18 protein-coding genes are annotated in these 19,886 nt (G+C 58.1%); 10 read left to right on the top strand and 8 right to left on the bottom strand.

Annotation, left to right across the window (positions count from 1 at the left end):
• Positions 1–5: 5 nt before the first annotated feature.
• On the bottom strand, positions 6–833 hold the full coding sequence (locus Q0775_RS10635; protein WP_298860192.1) for a M90 family metallopeptidase: 828 nt from the start codon (positions 831–833) through the stop codon (positions 6–8).
• Between the two features lie 156 nt (positions 834–989).
• Between Q0775_RS10635 and Q0775_RS10630 the strand changes: the two genes are divergently transcribed.
• The 5 genes from Q0775_RS10630 (at position 990) to Q0775_RS19975 (ending at position 4,309) form a co-directional block, all read left to right on the top strand.
• Positions 990–1,316 carry a glutaredoxin domain-containing protein gene (locus Q0775_RS10630; protein ID WP_298860190.1) on the top strand — a complete coding sequence of 109 codons (327 nt, stop codon included), beginning with the start codon at positions 990–992 and terminating at the stop codon, positions 1,314–1,316.
• A gap of 26 nt (positions 1,317–1,342) precedes the next feature.
• Entirely contained in the window at positions 1,343–2,017 is a 675-nt protein-coding gene (locus tag Q0775_RS10625) for a cupin domain-containing protein (RefSeq protein WP_298860188.1), read from the top strand.
• 3 nt (positions 2,018–2,020) lie between these two features.
• Positions 2,021–3,070, top strand: a complete 1,050-nt coding sequence (locus Q0775_RS10620; RefSeq protein ID WP_298860186.1) for an FAD-dependent oxidoreductase — start codon at positions 2,021–2,023, stop codon at positions 3,068–3,070.
• A gap of 545 nt (positions 3,071–3,615) precedes the next feature.
• Positions 3,616–4,041 carry a hypothetical protein gene (locus tag Q0775_RS10615; protein ID WP_298860184.1) on the top strand — a complete coding sequence of 142 codons (426 nt, stop codon included), beginning with the start codon at positions 3,616–3,618 and terminating at the stop codon, positions 4,039–4,041.
• Positions 4,031–4,309: a hypothetical protein gene (locus tag Q0775_RS19975; protein WP_366863470.1), complete on the top strand. Its 279-nt coding sequence runs from the start codon at positions 4,031–4,033 to the stop codon at positions 4,307–4,309. Before Q0775_RS10615 ends, Q0775_RS19975 begins: the two co-directional genes overlap by 11 nt.
• An 8-nt stretch (positions 4,310–4,317) precedes the next feature.
• Here the strand turns inward: Q0775_RS19975 and Q0775_RS10610 are convergent, their stop codons facing one another.
• Positions 4,318–5,502 carry an MFS transporter gene (locus Q0775_RS10610; RefSeq protein ID WP_298860182.1) on the bottom strand — a complete coding sequence of 395 codons (1,185 nt, stop codon included), beginning with the start codon at positions 5,500–5,502 and terminating at the stop codon, positions 4,318–4,320.
• An 83-nt stretch (positions 5,503–5,585) separates the two neighbouring features.
• Between Q0775_RS10610 and Q0775_RS10605 the strand changes: the two genes are divergently transcribed.
• Together Q0775_RS10605 and Q0775_RS10600 are read left to right on the top strand one after the other, a co-directional pair.
• Positions 5,586–6,557 carry a helix-turn-helix domain-containing protein gene (locus Q0775_RS10605; RefSeq protein WP_298860180.1) on the top strand — a complete coding sequence of 324 codons (972 nt, stop codon included), beginning with the start codon at positions 5,586–5,588 and terminating at the stop codon, positions 6,555–6,557.
• 65 nt (positions 6,558–6,622) lie between these two features.
• Complete coding sequence (locus Q0775_RS10600; protein WP_298860178.1) at positions 6,623–6,778, top strand: hypothetical protein; 156 nt, start codon at positions 6,623–6,625, stop codon at positions 6,776–6,778.
• Positions 6,779–7,096: 318 nt separating this feature from the next.
• On the opposite strand, the gene Q0775_RS10595 is transcribed toward Q0775_RS10600, so the two are convergent.
• Positions 7,097–9,385: an adenosylcobalamin-dependent ribonucleoside-diphosphate reductase gene (locus tag Q0775_RS10595; RefSeq protein WP_298860176.1), complete on the bottom strand. Its 2,289-nt coding sequence runs from the start codon at positions 9,383–9,385 to the stop codon at positions 7,097–7,099.
• A 164-nt stretch (positions 9,386–9,549) separates the two neighbouring features.
• Between Q0775_RS10595 and Q0775_RS10590 the strand changes: the two genes are divergently transcribed.
• Entirely contained in the window at positions 9,550–9,999 is a 450-nt protein-coding gene (locus Q0775_RS10590) for a DUF1489 domain-containing protein (protein WP_298861767.1), read from the top strand.
• Here Q0775_RS10590 and hisG read toward each other — a convergent pair whose 3' ends face one another.
• The 3 genes from hisG to hisS are packed head-to-tail and all read right to left on the bottom strand — an operon-like array spanning position 10,000 to position 13,393.
• Positions 10,000–10,689 (bottom strand): ATP phosphoribosyltransferase, encoded by a 690-nt coding sequence (gene hisG / locus Q0775_RS10585; RefSeq protein ID WP_298860174.1) that lies wholly within the window; start codon positions 10,687–10,689, stop codon positions 10,000–10,002.
• Positions 10,686–11,741 (bottom strand): ATP phosphoribosyltransferase regulatory subunit, encoded by a 1,056-nt coding sequence (locus tag Q0775_RS10580; protein WP_298861764.1) that lies wholly within the window; start codon positions 11,739–11,741, stop codon positions 10,686–10,688. Before Q0775_RS10580 ends, hisG begins: the two co-directional genes overlap by 4 nt.
• Positions 11,742–11,743: 2 nt before the next feature.
• Positions 11,744–13,393 (bottom strand): histidine--tRNA ligase, encoded by a 1,650-nt coding sequence (gene hisS / locus Q0775_RS10575; protein ID WP_298860172.1) that lies wholly within the window; start codon positions 13,391–13,393, stop codon positions 11,744–11,746.
• A 111-nt stretch (positions 13,394–13,504) separates the two neighbouring features.
• Here hisS and Q0775_RS10570 point away from each other — a divergent pair, with 111 nt between their 5' ends.
• The gene (locus Q0775_RS10570; protein ID WP_298860170.1) at positions 13,505–13,699 is read left to right on the top strand and encodes a SlyX family protein; all 195 of its coding nucleotides are present in this window, start codon (positions 13,505–13,507) and stop codon (positions 13,697–13,699) included.
• Between the two features lie 2 nt (positions 13,700–13,701).
• On the opposite strand, the gene Q0775_RS10565 is transcribed toward Q0775_RS10570, so the two are convergent.
• The gene (locus tag Q0775_RS10565; RefSeq protein WP_298860168.1) at positions 13,702–14,712 is read right to left on the bottom strand and encodes a hypothetical protein; all 1,011 of its coding nucleotides are present in this window, start codon (positions 14,710–14,712) and stop codon (positions 13,702–13,704) included.
• A gap of 100 nt (positions 14,713–14,812) precedes the next feature.
• Positions 14,813–18,325: a DNA polymerase III subunit alpha gene (dnaE, locus tag Q0775_RS10560; protein ID WP_298860166.1), complete on the bottom strand. Its 3,513-nt coding sequence runs from the start codon at positions 18,323–18,325 to the stop codon at positions 14,813–14,815.
• A 177-nt stretch (positions 18,326–18,502) separates the two neighbouring features.
• On the opposite strand from dnaE, the gene xdhA reads away from it, so the two are divergent.
• Positions 18,503–19,879, top strand: coding sequence for a xanthine dehydrogenase small subunit (gene xdhA / locus Q0775_RS10555; protein WP_298860164.1), 1,377 nt, complete (start codon positions 18,503–18,505; stop codon positions 19,877–19,879).
• Positions 19,880–19,886: the final 7 nt, after the last annotated feature.

Here is a 19,886-nt window from a genome sequence, read left to right as displayed (position 1 = left end):
TGCTATCATGAATCCGCCGCCTGTCCCTGCCATGTAAGCGGATCAAGGCGTAACAATTCCGTTAACTGCTCATAGACCTCGGGCTCCTCAGCTTGCAACGCGGCTGGCCGCTCGAAAAATGTCTCGACAGCCACAGCGAAAAACTCCGCGTGATTTGTCGCGCCGTATCCATCCATCGCCGTGCGCCGCCCCCGCGTCACATTCTCCTCTTGCCGCTGGTGTGCCGCGACAATAACCCGCTCCCACGCGGCGTAGCTTTGCCCGTCGCCTAGCAACGGTTGCCCGTTGGTGCGACCTGAAAGATCATCCAGTTGGTGGGCGAACTCATGCAAAACAACGTTATGCCCATCTTCGCGATCTGCCGCGCCCATCTGGCTATGCTGCCATGACAAGATCACAGGCCCACGCGACCAGCTTTCTCCCGTGCGCACAGTTTCCTCTTCCGTCACAACGTATCCATCATGGCTCTGGGTTTTGGACTTGAATGCACCAGGATAGACCAGCACCGTTGTCAGATGCGTATACCACACGTCCACATTCACAATCAGCAAACAGGCCTGCGCGGCAATCGACAGCTCCATCTCTTCGGTAACTTCGAGGTCGTTACACCCCACGACGTTCACCTGATCGAGAAACAGGTTTATCTTCCCCTCCAACGCCTTGTGCATCTGGGCAGGAAGTGCAAGCACCAGCGGGACCTGTGCAGCGACAATCCCCTTTTGCCTGTCCGACAAACCAGAGGCCAAAAGCGCCGCACGCTGCTTGCGCTTTTGAAAAACGCGCACCGCAAAGCCACCCGCGACAAGGATGAGAATAATAAGCGCAATGGGCATAAGGCAATCCGCCTGTAAGTCGGGATAAGAGAATAGACGCACCCCAGTGTGAAGCGGTTTGCCCCGACACACCACCTGCAAAACCGCCAGTGAACTGGTTGCGCTTGACGGCACAATGCCACAGGTTCAAATTCCAGCGCCACAGGAGACAGACAGATGATCATATACGGGTTGAGCACATGCTCCGACTGCCAAAAAGCACAAAAAGCGCTGGAGGCCGCAGGCAAGCCTGTCACATTTCGCGACATACGGGCAGACCCGCTGTCAGAAGATGAATTGGCAAAGCTGATCGTTGAATTTGGCGACCGCTTGGTGGACCGCACGTCCAACGACTATCGTGCGCTCAATGACTGGCTCAAAAACTCCGAGGCCGAGGCCCAGATCGCCGCCAAGCCAAAGGTGATGGCCCGTCCCGTGATCGAGGATGGGGAGACCTATTACCTCGGTTGGACCGAGACGGTTCAGGCAGCGCTTCTGCCATAGCCCCCCCCGAGCAAAGGATGCCAGACATGGAATTGAACGCTGATTTCGACACCCGCGTTGTGGTGCACTCCGACCAGATCGCGTGGACGCCCTCCCCCATGCCCCGCGTGGACCGCCGCATGCTGGACCGCATCGGTGCCGAGGTGGCCCGCGCTACCTCCATCGTGCGCTACGCCCCAAACAGCAACTTCTCCCGTCACACCCATACCGGCGGAGAAGAATTCATCGTTCTCGACGGTGTGTTTCAGGACGAACACGGCGATTACCCTGCGGGCACCTACGTGCGCAATCCGCCCACCACGGCCCACACGCCGGGGTCGGATAAGGGCTGTACCATCTTTGTGAAGCTCTGGCAGTTCGACATGGATGACCGCACCCAGTTTAGAAAAGACATGGCCGCTGAATTGGGTGCGTCCTCGCAGGGCGTCTCAACAGCAACTCTGCACCATGACGCGTTCGAGACGGTTACCTTTACGCGCCTTGATGCAGGTGCGTGCTACGAAAATACCCAAGCAGGCGGCATAGAAATACTGGTCGTCGCGGGCTCAGTCACCGAGCACGCTGAAGTTCTGGGCAAGGGCGCATGGCTCCGACTTCCAGCAGGCACCGCACTTGATATCATGGCAGGTGCAGAGGGTGCAGATGTCTGGATAAAGACGGGCCACCTCATCCACGCGAAACCGCCCTCGGCGACGGCCTGATCCATGAAAACCCTGATCATCGGCGGCGGCCTCAGCGGCCTTGCTCTGGCCTGCGCACTTGAGGATCAGGGCATGGAGTATCTGCTAATAGAGGCCCGACCACGCTGGGGCGGCAGGATAAAAACCGAGCATTCACATAACAGCTTTTTTGACATGGGCCCCGCGTGGTTCTGGCCTGCCCAGCCGCGCATCGCAGCGCTAATTGAGCAGTTGGCGCTGGAGAAGTTCGACCAATTCGCCGACGGCATGGCCGTTTTCGAGGACGCCCAAGGGCAGGTGCAACACAGTCACGGCATCGCATCTATGGAAGGGTCATGGCGCCTTCAGGGAGGATTAGGTGCATTGGTGCAAGCACTGGAACAACGCATACCACAGCAGCGCAAACGCCTCGGCGCGGCGGTCAAAACTCTTGCGAAAAATACCCAAGGCATCACCGCCACCCTCGCATCCAGCGAGGCGCTTGTGGCGGATCATGTTGTGCTGGCCCTGCCCCCAAGGATCGCTGCGACCCTCAATTTCATCCCCGCCCTCCCCGATACCACACTGCGCGCCATGGCAGGAATCCCCACATGGATGGCGGGTCAAGCAAAAGCAGTCGCGACCTACAAGACTGCCTTCTGGCGGGAGGAAGGCCTTTCTGGCGATGGGGCAAGCCGCCTTGGTCCGATGGTCGAAATCCACGATGCCTCCCCGCACCATGACGGCGCGGGTGCTCTATTCGGCTTCATCGGTGTTCCCCCTGCAGGTCGCTATGACACCGCCGGCCTGCGAGCCCGTATCTGCGCACAGCTTGGCCGATTGTTCGGTCCTCAAGCAGCGCGGCCCGAAACCCTCTATGTCAAAGACTGGGCCTTCGATCCCTTCACTGCGACCCCAGCGGACACAGCACCACTCTATGCCCATCCGACCTATGGTCTTCCATCCGCCATCGCCAATATTTGGGACGGGACGCTCCACTTTTCAGGAACCGAAGTCGCCCCACAGTTCGGTGGCTACCTCGAAGGGGCGCTGGAAGCGGCCGAGAAAACCCGTGCGGTTCTGGTAGCAAAGTAGAAGACACGCGCTAACTTCGCGACGACGCAGCAAATGCCAAAAAAGCCTTTCATATTATAACACTCACTTCTTCCAAGCGTTCAGGACCTAGCGTTCTAAACACGCGGGTTTCCGATCGATACCCCGCATTGGCATCCGGTGGCACCAGTCTGCTCTTGTCCCGTTTCGGGGTTCATGTGTCGCCACCACGTTTGACTGGAACGACCCCAAATTCAGGGCGTCGATAAGTGAGACAGGTCCGAGAGACGCCCTCGACTTCTTGGCACTCCCATCAAATTTTACGAACGGCTTCTAACCGGCGCACGGGATTGACCTGTCTATTGGCAACGGCTCCCTCATGAGGGCGATGGCAATGACCAGCTTCAGGGCGAAGACGGGAACGTCACAATCAGCGGCGGCGCCCGCAACATAGTCTCCACCCAAGCAATCTCACAGAGGGTGTAACAGAAACATTCACCACCGACAGTGATGGCGCCATCACGAACGGTGATGTTGCAAACACCTTCTCCAATATCGAAAACCCGATCCTCACAAATGCCGAGGGTGTGGTCGATGCCAGCCTCGGCAGCGCAGGTATCGATGTCGATATGGATGCGGGTGACGACTCCGTCTTTGGCGGCATTGGTGACGTCATTATCGCAGACGGCGCAGGCGATGACGTACTCTCAGGGGTCTACAGCAACGACACACAGATCGGTGGCGCCGGTAATGATCGGCTGTCCGGTGATGGTACCAGCATTTACACCGCTGGCGACGGCAACGAGACAACAACCGAGTTCAACACCATTAACACGGGCGCGCTCAACGATGGGGACAGCACCAATAACGACCTTGTCGATCTGGCGGGATTTTACAACCATATCGTTGAGTTGCGTGCAGACTATGTAAACGTGCTGGACCACCACGCGCCCTTACTGGTCTCTCAACAGCAAGGTCTTATGATCGCGGACCGACGAACTGGTGAGGACTAAACATCTGGTCGCGACAAGCGCAGGCATTCGCATCGCAAAAGGGAAACGGAAGCTCCGCTACATTTACCTGCTATTCAACGCTCACCAGATTATATTTGCAAATGGCGCCCCTTTAAAAAGCTTACATCCCGCTCAGCATCAGCAAGCTAAACGCCAACGCCTGCTTGGAACTCCACGAGATATTTCCCGAACTGATGTTTCGTACCCTTGTCGCCAAAACACATTGCGACACTACGGGCAGACCGCCCGGTTCCGCATGTCCATGTGATAGCGTATTCAAGCAGCACGGCGTCCCGTCCAACCAAAACCAAGCATTGACCCCAACACCACAATCACGGCCAACCCCGCCAGCAGGGTCCAACCGAACCCCGCGACAATCGCCCCCGCTGCAAATGCACAGAGCGTTGAGGCCAGCGCGATCACCGTATCATTCGCCCCCTGCACCACCGCTTTTTGCGCTTCTGGCACCACAGCCGCCAACATGGTCGTCGCACCGATAAATCCAAAATTCCAACCTACACCGAGAACAATCAGTGACAGATAGAAATGCTGCACCGACAGACCAATCGCCGCTATAACACCAGACACGACCAACAGGGCCAAACCCGTCATGGCAATGCGCTGCGTGCCGAACCGCTTGATCAAGAAACCCGTGAAAAAGCTGGGCGCGAACATCGCCACCACATGCCAGCGGATCACATCCCCCGCCGCCGCCTCGCTCAACCCGCAGCCGATCATGGCCAGCGGCGTAGGGACCATCAAAAACACCATTGTCCCCATAGACACAGCCCCGATCCCGACTGCCCTGCGCACGTCGCCCTGCTTCAAAATCGACAGCGCGGCCAGCCTCTCGCTCAAACTCTGCGGCTGGACGGCCACCGCCTTAGGCATCCGCACAAAGGCAAGCACCCCCAACCCCACAACTGTAATCCCTGCAATCGACGCATAGGCTCCGGCCAAGGGCACAGGCGCAAAGCCATCTTTCGCGATGATGAAAATCTGCGGCCCCGCAAATGCGGCTACCAACCCCGACGTCAGCATGAGCGAGATCGCCACAGGCTGCCACTCCACGCTTACAACTTCAGCAGCAGCAAAGCGGAAATACTGGTAACAGGCCAACGCTGCCCCCAGCGCCATATGCCCCAGACACAGCAGCGCAAAACTCCCCGCCAGCAACGCCCATGTCCCCACCAGCGCGCCAGCAATGGCAAAACCGCCCCCGATCATAAACCCCGCCTTGCGTCCCAGCCGCCCCATCACCAGCGAAAATGGCGCTGCCGCCAGCAGCCCCGCCAAAGTCTGGAGCGAGGCGGGAATAGTCGCCAAGGCCATACTCGGCGCCAGCATCAACCCCGCCAAGCCGCCAAGGATGATGAGCATGGGCATCGCCGCTCCCAAAATGGTATTGGCCACTAGCAGCCCGAAGAAGTTTGCGTTGCGGGTAAATGAAGTGGCCGACATGATAAGATCCCGCTGCAATGGTATTGACTTGCGTAACCATAGCGCAGATCGTTGATGTCTTATATGTCAATATGGCGTCAAATATGGACAGCACTCATAAAACCCGCACCCTAGATATTCTCTTGTTTGAGGATGTGAACCTGCTTGACGTTGCAGGCCCTGTGCAGGCGTTCAAATCCGCAAACCTTGAAATGCGTCCCAGATATCAAACGCGCTTCGTCTCAATTGACGGCAATCCTGTGCGCAGTTGTTGCGGCCTCACCTTGACCCCCGATGCAAAGCTGAGCGCACGGTCCACCAGTGACGACTTCCTCATTCCCGGCGGTATCGGCATTGATGCCCTCCTGCCCGATACCGCCCTGTGCCGCATCATACAAAAACGCGCGGCCCGAACAGGCGACGGCCGGCTTATCTCTATCTGCTCGGGCGCGCTTCTTCTTGCGCAGGCTGGCGTGCTGGATCACCGCCCCGCGACGACCCATTGGTCCCGCGCCCAACACATCCGCAACTACCCCGATGTACTGTGGGACCTTGACCAGATCAGCACAGCCCACGAGCGCATATTCACATCCGCAGGGATCGCTACAGGCATTGATCTGGCTCTTGCGATTATCCGCTCGGATTGCGGTCGGGCAACCGCCTTGGCCGTGGCGCGCGAATTGGTTGTGCAGCTGCGCCGCACAGGGGGGCAAAGCCAGTATGCCATACACCTCGCCGCGCAATTCACCGATGACAACAAACTGACCAGACTGATCGAACAGGTCATTACGACCCCCCAATACGACTGGTCTTTGGACGCCCTCGCCGACACGGTTCATATGAATCCCCGCACCCTGACCCGCCATTTTAAACGTGAGTTAAACGAGACCCCCGTACAATTCGTTGAGCGTGTTCGCGTGGATCACGCACGCGGGCTACTCCATGAAAATATGCCTCTTAAACAGGTCGCGATCAGCAGCGGTTTTGGCGATCTGCAACGCATGCGCCGCGCGTTCCAACGTCGTTTTGGCGTGCATGTAAGCGAATATCTCAGCGTCTTCCCCCCCGCAGGCTAAGCGCTTGCCTGCCCCGCGTTTTCCCACCTTATGTATGAAAAGTGAGCATCCGAGAAGGAGCTAACATGCTAGACATCGCCAAAACGATGGCCAGTCGCACCCGCTTGCTCGGCCCCGACATCTCGACCCTCTATGACGATCCGCTGCACCTTGTGGGCCTTAACGGCGTCTGGATCTACTATGTCAACGCGGGAATAATTTTGCGAAGAGCCTTGAAATAATTGAATAAATTCAAAGTCGTTCAGATCATCCCTCAAAAAAGACCAAGCAGTTCTACCACATAACGCCTCAAGATTTATCATAGCAAATAGCCGAAAGTTTTGCCAAGTAACGGGAATTGAAAAAAGCCGCCCCGAAGGGCGGCTTGGATAGATGTTCATGCAAAGAAAGTTCTATACGTCAGAACATCGATTCATCGCAGAGTTCAAAAAATTTCCGCGGTATTGTAGATTCGACGCCCGCCTCTCGCAGTGACAGAGCAACGGCTTTTGAAGATAAACTGCTCTCCTTAGCCTGACTCTGTTATTCAACAACAGCGCTTAGCCACATTTGCTGTGCCCGCAGCTCCCACACGTCATGCAGCCTTCAATCATACGCAGGTCATACTGTCCGCAGCTGCCACATGCTTTCCCGCGCGGCTGCTCGAGGCCTACTACCTTCGCTTGCGGGTCCGATTTGAGACCAAGGCCCTCACCCGCTATAAATCCGGTCGCTACTAGGTGTTGCTCGATCACGCCGCCAATCGCTGCAAGGATGGAGGGGATATACTTGCCGCCCATCCATGCACCACCGCGTGGGTCAAACACCGCCTTCAGCTCTTCCACGACAAAGGACACATCGCCACCGCGACGGAAAACTGCCGAGATCATCCGCGTCAGCGCCACAGTCCACGCAAAGTGCTCCATGTTTTTGGAGTTGATGAACACTTCGAACGGACGGCGATGCCCGCTCACAACCAGATCATTGATGGTGATATAAAGCGCATGCTCGCTGTCAGGCCATTTGATCTTATAGGTCGCCCCTTCCAACTCTTCGGGACGGTCCAACGGATCTGACATATATATTACGTCGCCATGGGGTTCTTGGGGCTCTTCGCCATCGTGGCTGATAACTTCGGGTGCTGTCTTCTTGTCCTCGGAAACGGACAGAACCGACCCAGTCACATCGTTCGGACGGTAGGTCGTGCAGCCCTTACAGCCTGTATCCCACGCCTCCATGTAGACCTCCTTGAACGTGTCAAAGGAGATATCCTCGGGGCAGTTGATCGTCTTGGAGATTGAGCTGTCGACCCATTTCTGCGCCGCTGCCTGCATCTTCACATGCTCCAGCGGAGCAAGCGTCTGCGCGTTCACAAAGTAGTCGGGCAGCTCTTTGTCGCCAAATTTATCGCGCCACATCTGCACCGCGTAATCCACCACTTCTTCTTCCGTGCGGCTGCCGTCCTTTTGCAAAACCTTGCGGGTATAGGCATAGGCGAACACCGGCTCGATGCCCGAGCTGACATTGCCCGCATACAGACTGATCGTGCCCGTCGGCGCAATCGAGGTGAGCAGCGCGTTGCGGATACCATGTTCGCGGATCGCTTCACGCACGTCCTCATCCATCTTCAACATAGTGCCAGAAGCTAGATATTCTTCGGCATCAAACAACGGAAACGCGCCCTTTTCCTTGGCCAAGTCAACCGAGGCCAGATATGCGGCGCGGGCGATCGCGTGCAACCAATCCTCCGTCTGACGCGCCGCCTCGTCGGAACCATAACGTAGGCCCAACATTAAAAGAGCATCCGCCAGACCCGTCACACCCAGACCGATCCGGCGCTTATTCTTCGCCTCGATCTGTTGCGCCTCCAGCGGGAATTGCGACACATCCACGACGTTGTCCATCATCCGCACGGACGTCGCGACCAATTCATTCAGCGCGTCAACATCCAGCGCGGCATTGGCTTCAAACGGATTAGCAACCATACGCGCAAGGTTGATAGAGCCGAGCAGACAGGCCCCATAAGGCGGCAAAGGCTGCTCACCGCACGGGTTTGTCGCCGCAATCGTCTCGCAGTAGCTGAGATTGTTTGCCTCGTTAATGCGGTCGATGAAAATCACGCCGGGTTCTGCGAACTCGTAGGTCGCTTTCATGATCGCATTCCACAGGTCCAGCGCTTGCACAGTCTTAAAGACTTTGCCGTCGAATTTCAGATCCCACGAGCCGTTCGCCTTCACCGCATCCATAAACGGATCAGTGATCAGCACGGACATGTTGAACATACGCAGACGTGCCGCGTCGGACTTCGCCGTAATAAACGCTTCCACATCAGGGTGGTCACAGCGCATGGTCGCCATCATAGCACCGCGGCGTGAGCCTGCGGACATGATCGTGCGACACATCGCATCCCAAACATCCATGAACGATAGCGGGCCAGACGCATCCGCAGACACGCCCAACACATCCGCGCCCTTGGGACGGATGGTCGAGAAGTCATAGCCGATCCCGCCACCCTGCTGCATGGTCAGGGCCGCTTCTTTCAGCATGTCGAAAATGCCACCCATGCTGTCAGGGACCGTGCCCATAACAAAACAGTTGAACAGCGTCACACGACGCGCTGTGCCCGCACCCGCCGTGATGCGACCCGCTGGCAGATATTTGAAATCTTCCAACGCCTCAAAGAACGTCTCTTCCCAACCGTCCTTGTCATTCTCGACCTGTGCCAGATCGTGGGCAATACGGCGCCATGTATCCTCTACCGTCACATCATGGGGCGTACCATCCGCCGCCTTAAAGCGGTATTTCATGTCCCAGATTTGTTCGGCGATAGGGGCAGCAAAGCGGGTCATGGCGATTCCTCGAATTGGGTTATTAGGGAGGTTCCTCATACCTTAACATACTCGAAAGGCCATGCCCAAATTTCGAAATTTAAGAGCGACAAACCACCACAGCTTGCATCTGTGACACTTTGGCCTACCCTATGATGTGGCTTGGAGGTGAGTCTGTGGATAAAATGGTGGGTAAGCCTGTGGGCAAGAAATTCGTAAACATGATGAAGCTGTCGGTCGGCACTGATAACGTCGACCAACTCATCGCATGGCAGCAACACCGCGCTGAGCTGTCACCCGGTGGGCAGTATTACCACCAGACCCGCATGTGGCCCAAACGCACTGAGGAAATCCTCAATGGCGGCTCGATCTATTGGGTCATAAAGGGCGAGATTTCGGCCCGCCAGCGCATCATCCGCTTTGACGAAAAGATTGGCAATGACGGCATCCGCCGTTGCGGCATTGTGCTCGACCACGATGTGATTCCTACTGTCAGCACCCTGCGCCGCCCGTTTCAAGGCTGGCGCTACCTCACACCCGAGGACGCCCCCGCCGATCTCCCAAAAGGCCGCAATCAGGAAGAGGCGCTGCCAGAAGAGCTCAACCGCGCCCTCGCGGAGATCGGATTGCTGTAATCAGCCAAGCCGCGCCATCAGCACCTCAAGGCTTGTGCGTTCATCCGCATCCAAAGCCGCCGCACGCGATTTCCACAGCGTCGCCTGAGAGCGCAAGATGACTCCGTCGCTCAGCACTTTCAGGTGATTGGCGCGCAGCGTGTCACCCGTTGATGTGATATCCGCAATCGCCTCCGCCGTCTCGTTCGCCACGGTCCCTTCCGTCGCGCCCTGACTGTCGACCAGCGCATAGTCCGCCACACCCGCCCCGCGCAGAAACTCCCGCACCAAGCGGTGATACTTCGTCGCGACCCGCAGACGGTGGCCGTGGACACCACGGAACGCCGCCGCCGCCGCGTCCAGATCATGCAGCGTGTCCACATCAGTCCATGCCGCAGGTACGGCGAGGATCAGGTCCGCATGACCAAATCCCATCTCCTCCACTGCAATCACCGACTGATCCCAAAGAGCCAGCTTTTCATGCACAAGGTCGGTGCCTGTCACACCCAAATGAATCCGCCCCGCCGCCAACTCGCGCGGTATTTCCCCCGCCGACAGCAGCACTAGCGAAACACCTTCGATCCCGTCAACCACACCCGCATATTCGCGGTCCGATCCACTGCGCGCCAGCGTAATGCCTCGCGCACCAAACCACTCGAACGTCTTTTCCATCAGCCGCCCTTTAGACGGCACACCCAGCTTGATCGTCATAGAGTTGCCCCCAGTTCCAGCATCACACCGGGCCGCATCACGCCGCCCACAGCCGGAATTTCACGCCCACCACCGCCGAGCCTGCGCGTCAGCGCATCATAGCGACCGCCACTGGCCAGCAGCGACAAATCAGGCCGCTCAACGGCTGCAAAGCCGAAAACAAAGCCGTCGTAATATTCCATCGACGTCCGGCCATAGCTTGCGTCAAACGCGAGCTTGCTCACATTCACGCCCCTAGCTGCCAGCGCCTCCTGACGCGCGGCAACCCGCGCCACCGCTGGCACAATCGCAGGCAAATCTACGGACAAATCATGCAACCGCCCCAGCGCATCTGGCATCGGCGCCGAAATATCCAGCAAGGCCGCGATCAAATCCACATCCCGCGCCGGAATCGGCGGCACCTCTGCATCTGCCGTCAGCGCCGCAATCCGCGCATCAATCTCATGCTGCCGCCGCGCGCCAACCAAGGGCGCATCGCTCGCCGCAAACTCGGGCACACCGCGATCCGTCGCAAACCGCTCCAACAAAGCGCGAAACCGCCGTGGTCGCCAGATGTGACGCATCAATGCATTCTTGCGCAGGTCGGAGGTGTCCAGACCGTTCACCACCGCCATCAACACGCCAATATCCCCCGTCACCGCCCGCACAGGCAAATCGCCCAGCGCGCCTGCAATCAGGGCAAAAACTTCGGCGTCACTCGCCGCAGGATCGTCCCGCTCGAACACCTCATATCCGACCTGAACAAACTCGTTGGCGCGGTCCGCATCATGCTCTTGGCGGCGAAACACCTCACCTGCGTAGGTATAGCGTGCAGGATCGGCCCCATGCGCCATGTGCATCTGCACCACAGGCACGGTAAAATCGGGCCGCAACATCTGCTCTCCGCGCAGGGCATCCGACGTCACATAGGCCCGCGCCCGAATGTCCTCACCGTAGAGGTCGAGCAAAGTATCCGCAGGCTGCAAGATCGGCGGCTCAACCGCCTGCGCCCCCTGCGCTTCAAACCCTGCCCGCAAACGGGCGGCCAGCGCGTTGGTGTCGCCGCGTGTCACTGTCACTGATACAGCTCCAAAATCTCGCGCACTTTGCTCACCAGATCACCGCGTGCCACTTCATACTGGCTCGGACGGTCGCGCCATTCCTCCAGCGTCGCATTTTCGGCAATCTTGGCCCCAAGGATCAAATCCTTGATCTGGATGACACCGTTTTCCTTTTCGGTATCGCCTTCGATCACAGCAATCGGGCTGCCACGTTTATCGGCATACTTTAACTGATTGCCAAAGTTCTTGGGATTGCCAAGATAGACTTCCGCCCTGATCCCCGCCTGCCGCAACTCGGCCACCATCGCCTGATAATCCGCCATCCGCGCCTTATCCATCACGGTCACGACCACAGGCCCCTGCGCGGAAGTATCCAACCGCCCCTTGGCCTGCAAAGCCGCCAGCAAACGATCCACTCCAATCGATACACCCGTCGCAGGCACTTCTTGTCCCGTGAACCGCTTGACCAGATCATCATAGCGTCCGCCGCCCGCAACAGAGCCAAAGTTGCGCGCGCGCCCCTTCTCGTCCTTGATCTCGAAAGTCAGTTCAGCCTCATAAACAGGGCCGGTGTAGTAGCCTAAGCCACGGACAACAGAGGGATCGATAACGATGCGGTCATGTCCATAACCTTGACTACCTAAAAGATCAGCAATTTCTGCGAGTTCGTCAACGCCTTCATGCCCAATCTTGGTATCTCCGATTAGATCAGCCAATTTTGAAATTGTCGCAAAATTTAGGATTGCAGCACGCTCGTCGTCGGTTCCATTTTTTGAAATTTCCCGCAGTCGAGCACCAGCTTTTTCGAACGAAAACTCACCATCACCAAGAACTTTTGAACGTAGAAATCCTGGAGCTAAAGTAAGCTCACCTTCTTCATTCCAAAGCTTCTGTGCATCAACGCGAGCATTTATGAATCCAATAACCACATCAGCCTGAGCCTCACTCAGCCCAGCGCCTTCCGTAAAATCCCCACTCTCATCCTTGCGCCCAGCACCCAGCAGCGCACGCACCCCGTCCACACCCAGACGGTCCAGCTTATCAATCGCGCGCAGGACAATTCCGCGCTCGGCCTCTTTGTCGTCACCCGACAGGCCAGCAACTTCCAGCACACCGTTCAAAACCTTACGGTTGTTCACGCGAATAATGTAATCTCCACCGAGTCCCACTTCTTCCAAACAATCGGCCAGCATCGCGCAAATCTCCGCGTCCGCCGCAACAGACCCCGCTCCAACCGTATCCGCATCACACTGATAAAACTGGCGATAGCGCCCCGGTCCGGGCTTCTCATTGCGCCAGACTGGACCCATCGCATAGCGGCGGTAGGGCGTGGGCAATTCATTGCGGTGCTGCGCATAAACACGGGCCAGGGGAGCAGTGAGGTCATAGCGCAACGCCAACCAATCCCCGGGCTTGTCGCTGTCCGCATCTTCCTGCCACGCAAAAACCCCCTCGTTCGGGCGGTCCACATCGGGCAAAAACTTGCCCAGCGCCTCGACCTTCTCGACCCCCGCACTCTCCAGCGCGTCAAAGCCGTAGCGATGATAAACCCCTGCAATCTTTGCCAACATATCGGCACGCTGTGTCACCTCTGCACCGAAATAATCGCGAAAGCCTCGGGGCGTTTCTGCCTTGGGGCGCGGGGTCTTTTTGGGCTTGGCCATGATGGTCCTCTGCACGCTGTAAATCTTGGGCAGGCTCTAACGGATGCAAGCCTGCGGGGCAAGCAAGCGCTGCCCATTGCACAGCCGCACAATCCGCCCTAGATCACACCCATGGAAAAATTCGAAGAACAAATGGCTCACATCATGCGCAGCGTCGATGACCTCTCGGACATCGTGGCCCAGCAACAGAACGAGATTGACCGCCTCAACGCGCGTGTCGAAATGCTTATGCGGCGCGAGGGAGAGCGTGAAGCCTCAGGCTCCGGCGGGATCATCGTTGGGGACGAGCGCCCGCCACATTACTAGCGTTAGTAGGATTTGAGCGCGGAAGCCAACACTGTGCCATCGTAGATCAAAAACTCTTTCCACTTGTTGTTGATTTCCCCGAACTCATAGGCGCTTACAAAGGCGAGTTCGGCGTCGAGAGTGTTGATCTTGCCGCCGCAGGGCTTATTCTTTTTCGCGCGACAAACCTTCGATTTCACCTTGTCATAGGCCGTATCAGTGGCGGCATAAGGCAGGTGCTTACCCGCAGGACTAAACCGGATTGTCTCATAGAACGAGGGCGTACCAAACAGCGCATTGGCAGCCGTAAACTGGCGAGGGCAACTATCGCCGAAACCGGTGATGTAGAATGTCCGCTTGTCGCGAACGCCGGGGTTACTGTCGTGCAGCGCAAACCCGCGCCGCCCCAAACTAGCGACCTTCTTGCCCAAGGCCTTACCCTTCGCATCACACACCCGCGCAATCTCACCAAATGCCAAAGTTGTGCCAAATTCCACATCCCGCGTATCGGGGCCCGTGCGCGCCGCGTTTTTCTTAGGCTTTGAAGCACCGCCACCAAACAGACCAAACCCGCTGCGCCGCGGTTTCAATTCTTCACGCGGGGTGACATTTTCAGGGGTTAGTGCCGCCAACTCCACAGGCTCATCCACAGGAATCGCATCGGAAGCAGACCCCGTTGTTGTCACGGCTGTTGTCTCGATAATCACTTGCTCGGACTGCCTAGCCGCAACATCCGCCGCAATCGCCGCAGCAGGGTCCGCGTTCGCAGCGCGATTAATCAGCCCCCGCAGGAAACCCCCTGCTTTGGGCGCCTCCGCTTGGACTGCTGGTGCGGGAACACCCTCAGGCACCTCGCCTTGCGCCGCCGATGTCCCAAGGAACCCGTCACGCGCAACTTCCTCCGCATCAGGCAGTGCCGCAGCAGCAGGATCGGTCGCAACCACATCCACTTCGCTCAGACGGTCAACACCCGCCAAAGGGTCACTACAGGCAGCAAGGCCAAGAACAAGTCCGACTACTGGTAAAAGACGCACGCTGCTACTCCCACAAAAAGTTTAGGGACTCTTAACGAAGCCCACCTATGGCGTCCAGCAACTCACGTAAAGCTGCGACAATCGGCGGACTAACGCAGGCTCAGATTTCCTCCACCTCAAGCACGCCCCCCAAAGACCGTATCGCCCCTTTGATCTGCGGGGTAACGGGGAATTCCATACCAAGGTCCACCTCGACTTCGCCGGGCAACGCAGGGTCCATCAGGCACAAATGCACTGGCCCCTTTCCAGGAACAACCTGCGCCTTGCGCGCCCCTTCCAATACTTGGGACACGGCTGCAATCGCACTTGGCGTCTCGATAAAGATACGCAAACCCATGCCACCCGCGTCGGCCACAGCCGTATCAATCGGCACCACACCACGGCCTAACAGCTTCAACTGATCACTCTCTAACGTGGCCTCAACGCTGACCACTACTTTGGCCCCCGTCTCCAGATGATCGCGGCAAGCCTCCAGCGTGTCCGAGAACAGCGTGACCTCATAGGCGCCCGTAGTGTCCGACAACTGCGCAAAAGCAAAGCGGTTGCCGCGCGCCGATTTCCGCTCCTGCCGCCCCGCAACAACGCCCGCCAGCTTCGCCACCAACGGTCCGCCCCGAGCCTTCTCCATCAGCTCGTCCAGTGTCAACACGCCCTTCCGCTTGAGCGGCCCCATATAATCATCCAACGGATGCCCCGACAAATAGAAGCCAACTGCCTTGAATTCTTCGGTCAAACGCTCCGCCGCGAGCCAGTCATCGCTGGGCATCATGCGCGGCTCAGGCAGGTCATCGCCCGCCTCACCAAACAGCGACACCTGATTGGACGCCTTCTGCTCGTGGATCGCCGCAGAATACCCCACCAGCGCATCCAACGCGCCAAACACCCGCCGACGATTAGGATCCAAAACATCAAACGCACCCGACCGCGCAAGCATCTCCAATGGTCGCTTGCCGACACGTTTGAGATCAACCCGCCGCGCCAGATCAAACAGCGTGGCGAATGGCTTTTCCACACCCTCAACCTTGCGCCCCTCAGTGATCAGCTTCATCGCCTCAACACCGACGTTCTTGAGCGCGCCCAGCGCATAGACCAGCGCCCCATCAACCACCTTGAACGTCGCATCCGAGCGGTTTACGCAAGGCGGCACCCAAGGCAGCTCCAACCGCTTGCGCACTTCCTCGAAATACACCGCCAGCTTGTCGGTCAGATGGATATCGCAGTTCATCACCCCCGCCATAAACTCGACAGGATGGTTCGCCTTGAGCCACGCCGTCTGGTAGGAAACCACCGCATAGGCCGCCGCGTGCGATTTGTTAAAACCGTAGTTCGCAAATTTTTCCAGAAGGTCAAAAACCTCCTTGGCCTTTTTCTTATCGACACCATTGGCCATGGCGCCCTTTTCGAACTTCGGCCGCTCCTTCGCCATCTCCTCGGCGATCTTCTTACCCATCGCACGGCGCAGCAGATCAGCACCGCCAAGGGAGTAGCCCCCCATGACCTGCGCGATCTGCATAACCTGTTCCTGATAAACAATAATCCCCTGCGTTTCCTCAAGGATATGGTCAATCGACGGATGCACAGACTCGCGCTCTTTGAGCCCGTTCTTCACCTCGCAGTAGGTCGGAATATTCTCCATCGGACCGGGACGGTAGAGCGCCACAAGCGCCACAATATCTTCGATACAGTTCGGCTTCATGCGCTTGAGCGCATCCATCATGCCGCTGGATTCCACCTGAAACACCGCCACCGTCTTGGCCGCAGCGTACAGCTTATAAGACGCCTCATCATCCAGCGGAATGGTCGAGATATCGTCGATCAACCCCTCGGGCGGCACAAACAGTTCCGTGCCATCAGCAGCCAGATGCAGATGCCGCCCCGACGCCTTGATCTGGTCCACCGCATTCTGGATCACGGTCAGCGTTTTCAGACCCAAAAAGTCGAACTTGACCAGCCCCGCCTGCTCCACCCATTTCATGTTGAACTGGGTCGCGGGCATGTCAGAGCGCGGGTCCTGATACAGCGGCACCAACTCGTCCAGCGGCCTGTCGCCAATCACAACACCCGCCGCGTGGGTCGAGGCGTTCCTGAGCAATCCCTCAACCTGCTGCCCATAATCCAGCAACCGCGCAACGATCTCTTCGCTACGCGCCTCCTCCCGCAAACGCGGCTCATCGGCCAACGCCTTCTCGATGGAAACAGGCTTCACCCCCTCAACAGGGATCATCTTGCTCAATCGGTCCACCTGCCCATAAGGCATCTGCAACACACGCCCGATGTCACGCACCGCAGCCTTCGACAACAGGCCACCAAAGGTGATGATCTGCCCCACCTTGTCACGCCCGTATTTCTGCTGAACGTACTGAATGACCTCCTCACGGCGATCCATGCAAAAATCGATGTCAAAGTCGGGCATAGATACCCGTTCTGGGTTCAGGAACCGCTCGAACAGCAACGAATAGCGCAACGGATCAAGGTCGGTAATCAACAACGCATAAGCAACAAGCGACCCCGCACCAGACCCCCGACCGGGTCCCACAGGAATCCCCTGATCCTTGGCCCAATGGATGAAATCCGCAACAATCAGAAAGTAGCCAGGAAACCCCATCCCCTCGATGATGCCCAGCTCGAATTCCAGCCGCGCCTCATACTCGGCCACCTCCGCCGCATGCGGAATAATCGCCAACCGCGCCTTCAGCCCTGCCTCCGCCTGACGGCGCAATTCCGCAACCTCGTCATCGGCAAACTTCGGCAGGATCGGATCGCGGCGATAGGCCTGAAACGCACAGCGCTTGGCAATCTCGACGGTATTCTCAATGGCCTCGGGCAGATCAGCAAATAGCGTCACCATCTCCGCTTGAGATTTGAAATAATGCTGCGGCGTCAGGCGTCGGCGCCCCTCCTGCTGGTCAACATAAGCACCGTCCGCAATACAGATCAGCGCATCATGCGCCTCGTACATCTTACTGTCAGGGAAATAGACATCATTCGTCGCGACCAGCGGGATATCCATGCCGTAAGCCATCTCGACAAAGCCGCGCTCGGACAATCGCTCCGCCTCCAGCGCACCATTCTCACCCGGATGCCGCTGCAACTCGACATACAAGCGATCACCAAACGCCTCCTTCAACGCCCCCATCAACGCCTCCGCCGCAGGCCGCTGACCGTTCTGCAACAAAAGGCCCACAGGCCCCATCGGCCCGCCCGTCAAACAAATCACGTCCTCTGAATGCGCCGCCAGTTCCGCCATCGTCACCTGCGGGATCGCCCCGCCTTTGTCGAGATAGAGGCACGAGTTGAGCTTCATCAAATGCTCATACCCCCGCTCACTCTGCGCCAACAAAACCACGGGCGCAGGTGGCCGAACCTTCTCACCCGGCGCGGCGGCTACATATTCCAGATCAACCTGACAACCGATAATCGGCTGCACCCCCGCCCCCGACATGCCAATGGAAAACTCCAATGCCGCGAACATATTGTTCGTGTCGGTCAGCGCCATCGCAGGCATACCGGCTTTGACACATATATCAGGCAGCTTTTTCAGCCGCAGCGCCCCCTCCAACAAAGAGTATTCGGAATGCGTGCGCAGGTGAATGAATCGGGGTGCTTGTGTCATACCCAAACTCTAACTTGGATCGCTCAGACCCTCTACCGCGAAATCACACTTGGCCCACCAAACCAATCAACCCCTTGCCATTTCCCAGCCCCCCGCCGTAGCCTGTTCCCGTCCGCCCTCTACGCCGCATCGAGGGCTGCACAGACCAACAACTTGTACCGCGGCGGGGTCACCCCCATGCAGATCACGTTTATGCTCAACGGCACCTCCGTCACTTTGACGGAGCCAACGCCGACAACCACCCTCCTCGACTGGCTGCGCGAAGAGCGCCACCTCACAGGCACCAAAGAAGGCTGCAACGAGGGTGATTGCGGTGCCTGCACCGTCATGGTCACCGACCAGACAGGCCACGCGCCCCTCAACGCCTGCATCCTCTTTCTTCCGCAACTCCAAGGCAAACACATTACCACCGTTGAAGGCCTTAGCCAAAAAGATGCCCCCCTCCACCCCGTCCAAGCCGAGATGATCACTCACCACGGCAGTCAATGCGGCTTTTGCACACCGGGCTTTGTGATGAGCATGGCCACCGCCCATCTAAACGGTGACACTGACTACGACACCACCCTCGCCGGAAACCTCTGCCGCTGCACTGGCTACGCCCCCATTATCCGCGCGGCCATCGCATCTGAGGAACACCCCGTCCCCGACCACCTTCATCATTTGGCGCTTAAGACCCCGGAGATTCTGCCCGAAAGGGCGGACGGGGCAGCGCCCCAATCCTCCGACGATCTGGCAAAACTCTACGCCGCCAACCCTGACGCCACCCTCATCGCAGGCGCCACGGATGTCGGTCTCTGGGTCACCAAACAACTCCGCGAAATCGCCACCCCCATCTTCCTCAACCAATGCGCCGACCTGCACGGCATCACCCAAACCAACACCCACTGGCGCATCGGCGCGATGACCACCATCGCAGAGGTTGAGCGCACCCTCACACCCCACTTCCCCAGCCTCGGGTCAATGCTGCGCCGCTACGGCTCGACCCAAGTCCGCGCCGCAGCCACCCTTGGCGGCAACATCGCCAACGGCTCCCCCATCGGCGATGGCAGTCCCGCAATGATCGCTCTCGGCGCGACCATACATCTGCGTATGGAAAACACGCACCGCGAACTCCCGCTCGAGGATTTCTTCATCGCCTACGGCAAACAGGACCGCCAACGCGGCGAATTCGTCGAAGCAATTACCGTTCCCAAACAACCCTATACACTTCACTGCATCAAAATCTCCAAACGCTTTGACCAAGACATCTCCGCCGTCTGCGCCTGCCTGAACCTGCCCGTGCATGACGGCACTTTCGGCCAAACCCGCCTCGCCTACGGCGGCATGGCGGGCACCCCCGCCCGCGCCAGACACGCCGAGGCGGCCCTCACAAGCCAACCCGCAACGCTCACCACAATCCAATCCGCCATGCAGGCCCTCACACATGACTTCACGCCAGTGTCCGACATGCGCGCCTCCGCCGACTACCGCATGAAGGTTGCCCAAAACGCACTGCTCCGCGCCTTCCACAGTATAAACGGCACGGCAACAGACTTGCATGAGGTGACATCATGAGCGCCCC

Source organism: uncultured Sulfitobacter sp., assembly GCF_947499945.1.
Lineage (GTDB): Bacteria > Pseudomonadota > Alphaproteobacteria > Rhodobacterales > Rhodobacteraceae > Sulfitobacter.
The sequence above is the reverse complement of the archived record's forward strand: the minus strand, read 5'-3'. Positions and strand labels throughout refer to the sequence as shown.

What these genes read in the sequence shown, in the direction of transcription:
- hisS (WP_298860172.1), bottom strand. Translation starts at nt 13,393, where the DNA reads ATGGCCAAGCCCAAAAAGACCCCGCGCCCCAAGGCAGAAACGCCCCGA.
- Q0775_RS10605 (WP_298860180.1), top strand. Translation starts at nt 5,586, where the DNA reads ATGGACAGCACTCATAAAACCCGCACCCTAGATATTCTCTTGTTTGAG.
- Q0775_RS10600 (WP_298860178.1), top strand. Translation starts at nt 6,623, where the DNA reads ATGCTAGACATCGCCAAAACGATGGCCAGTCGCACCCGCTTGCTCGGC.
- Q0775_RS10620 (WP_298860186.1), top strand. Translation starts at nt 2,021, where the DNA reads ATGAAAACCCTGATCATCGGCGGCGGCCTCAGCGGCCTTGCTCTGGCC.
- xdhA (WP_298860164.1), top strand. Translation starts at nt 18,503, where the DNA reads ATGCAGATCACGTTTATGCTCAACGGCACCTCCGTCACTTTGACGGAG.
- Q0775_RS10630 (WP_298860190.1), top strand. Translation starts at nt 990, where the DNA reads ATGATCATATACGGGTTGAGCACATGCTCCGACTGCCAAAAAGCACAA.
- hisG (WP_298860174.1), bottom strand. Translation starts at nt 10,689, where the DNA reads ATGACGATCAAGCTGGGTGTGCCGTCTAAAGGGCGGCTGATGGAAAAG.
- Q0775_RS10590 (WP_298861767.1), top strand. Translation starts at nt 9,550, where the DNA reads ATGGTGGGTAAGCCTGTGGGCAAGAAATTCGTAAACATGATGAAGCTG.
- Q0775_RS10635 (WP_298860192.1), bottom strand. Translation starts at nt 833, where the DNA reads ATGCCCATTGCGCTTATTATTCTCATCCTTGTCGCGGGTGGCTTTGCG.
- Q0775_RS10610 (WP_298860182.1), bottom strand. Translation starts at nt 5,502, where the DNA reads ATGTCGGCCACTTCATTTACCCGCAACGCAAACTTCTTCGGGCTGCTA.
- Q0775_RS10625 (WP_298860188.1), top strand. Translation starts at nt 1,343, where the DNA reads ATGGAATTGAACGCTGATTTCGACACCCGCGTTGTGGTGCACTCCGAC.
- dnaE (WP_298860166.1), bottom strand. Translation starts at nt 18,325, where the DNA reads ATGACACAAGCACCCCGATTCATTCACCTGCGCACGCATTCCGAATAC.
- Q0775_RS10570 (WP_298860170.1), top strand. Translation starts at nt 13,505, where the DNA reads ATGGAAAAATTCGAAGAACAAATGGCTCACATCATGCGCAGCGTCGAT.
- Q0775_RS10595 (WP_298860176.1), bottom strand. Translation starts at nt 9,385, where the DNA reads ATGACCCGCTTTGCTGCCCCTATCGCCGAACAAATCTGGGACATGAAA.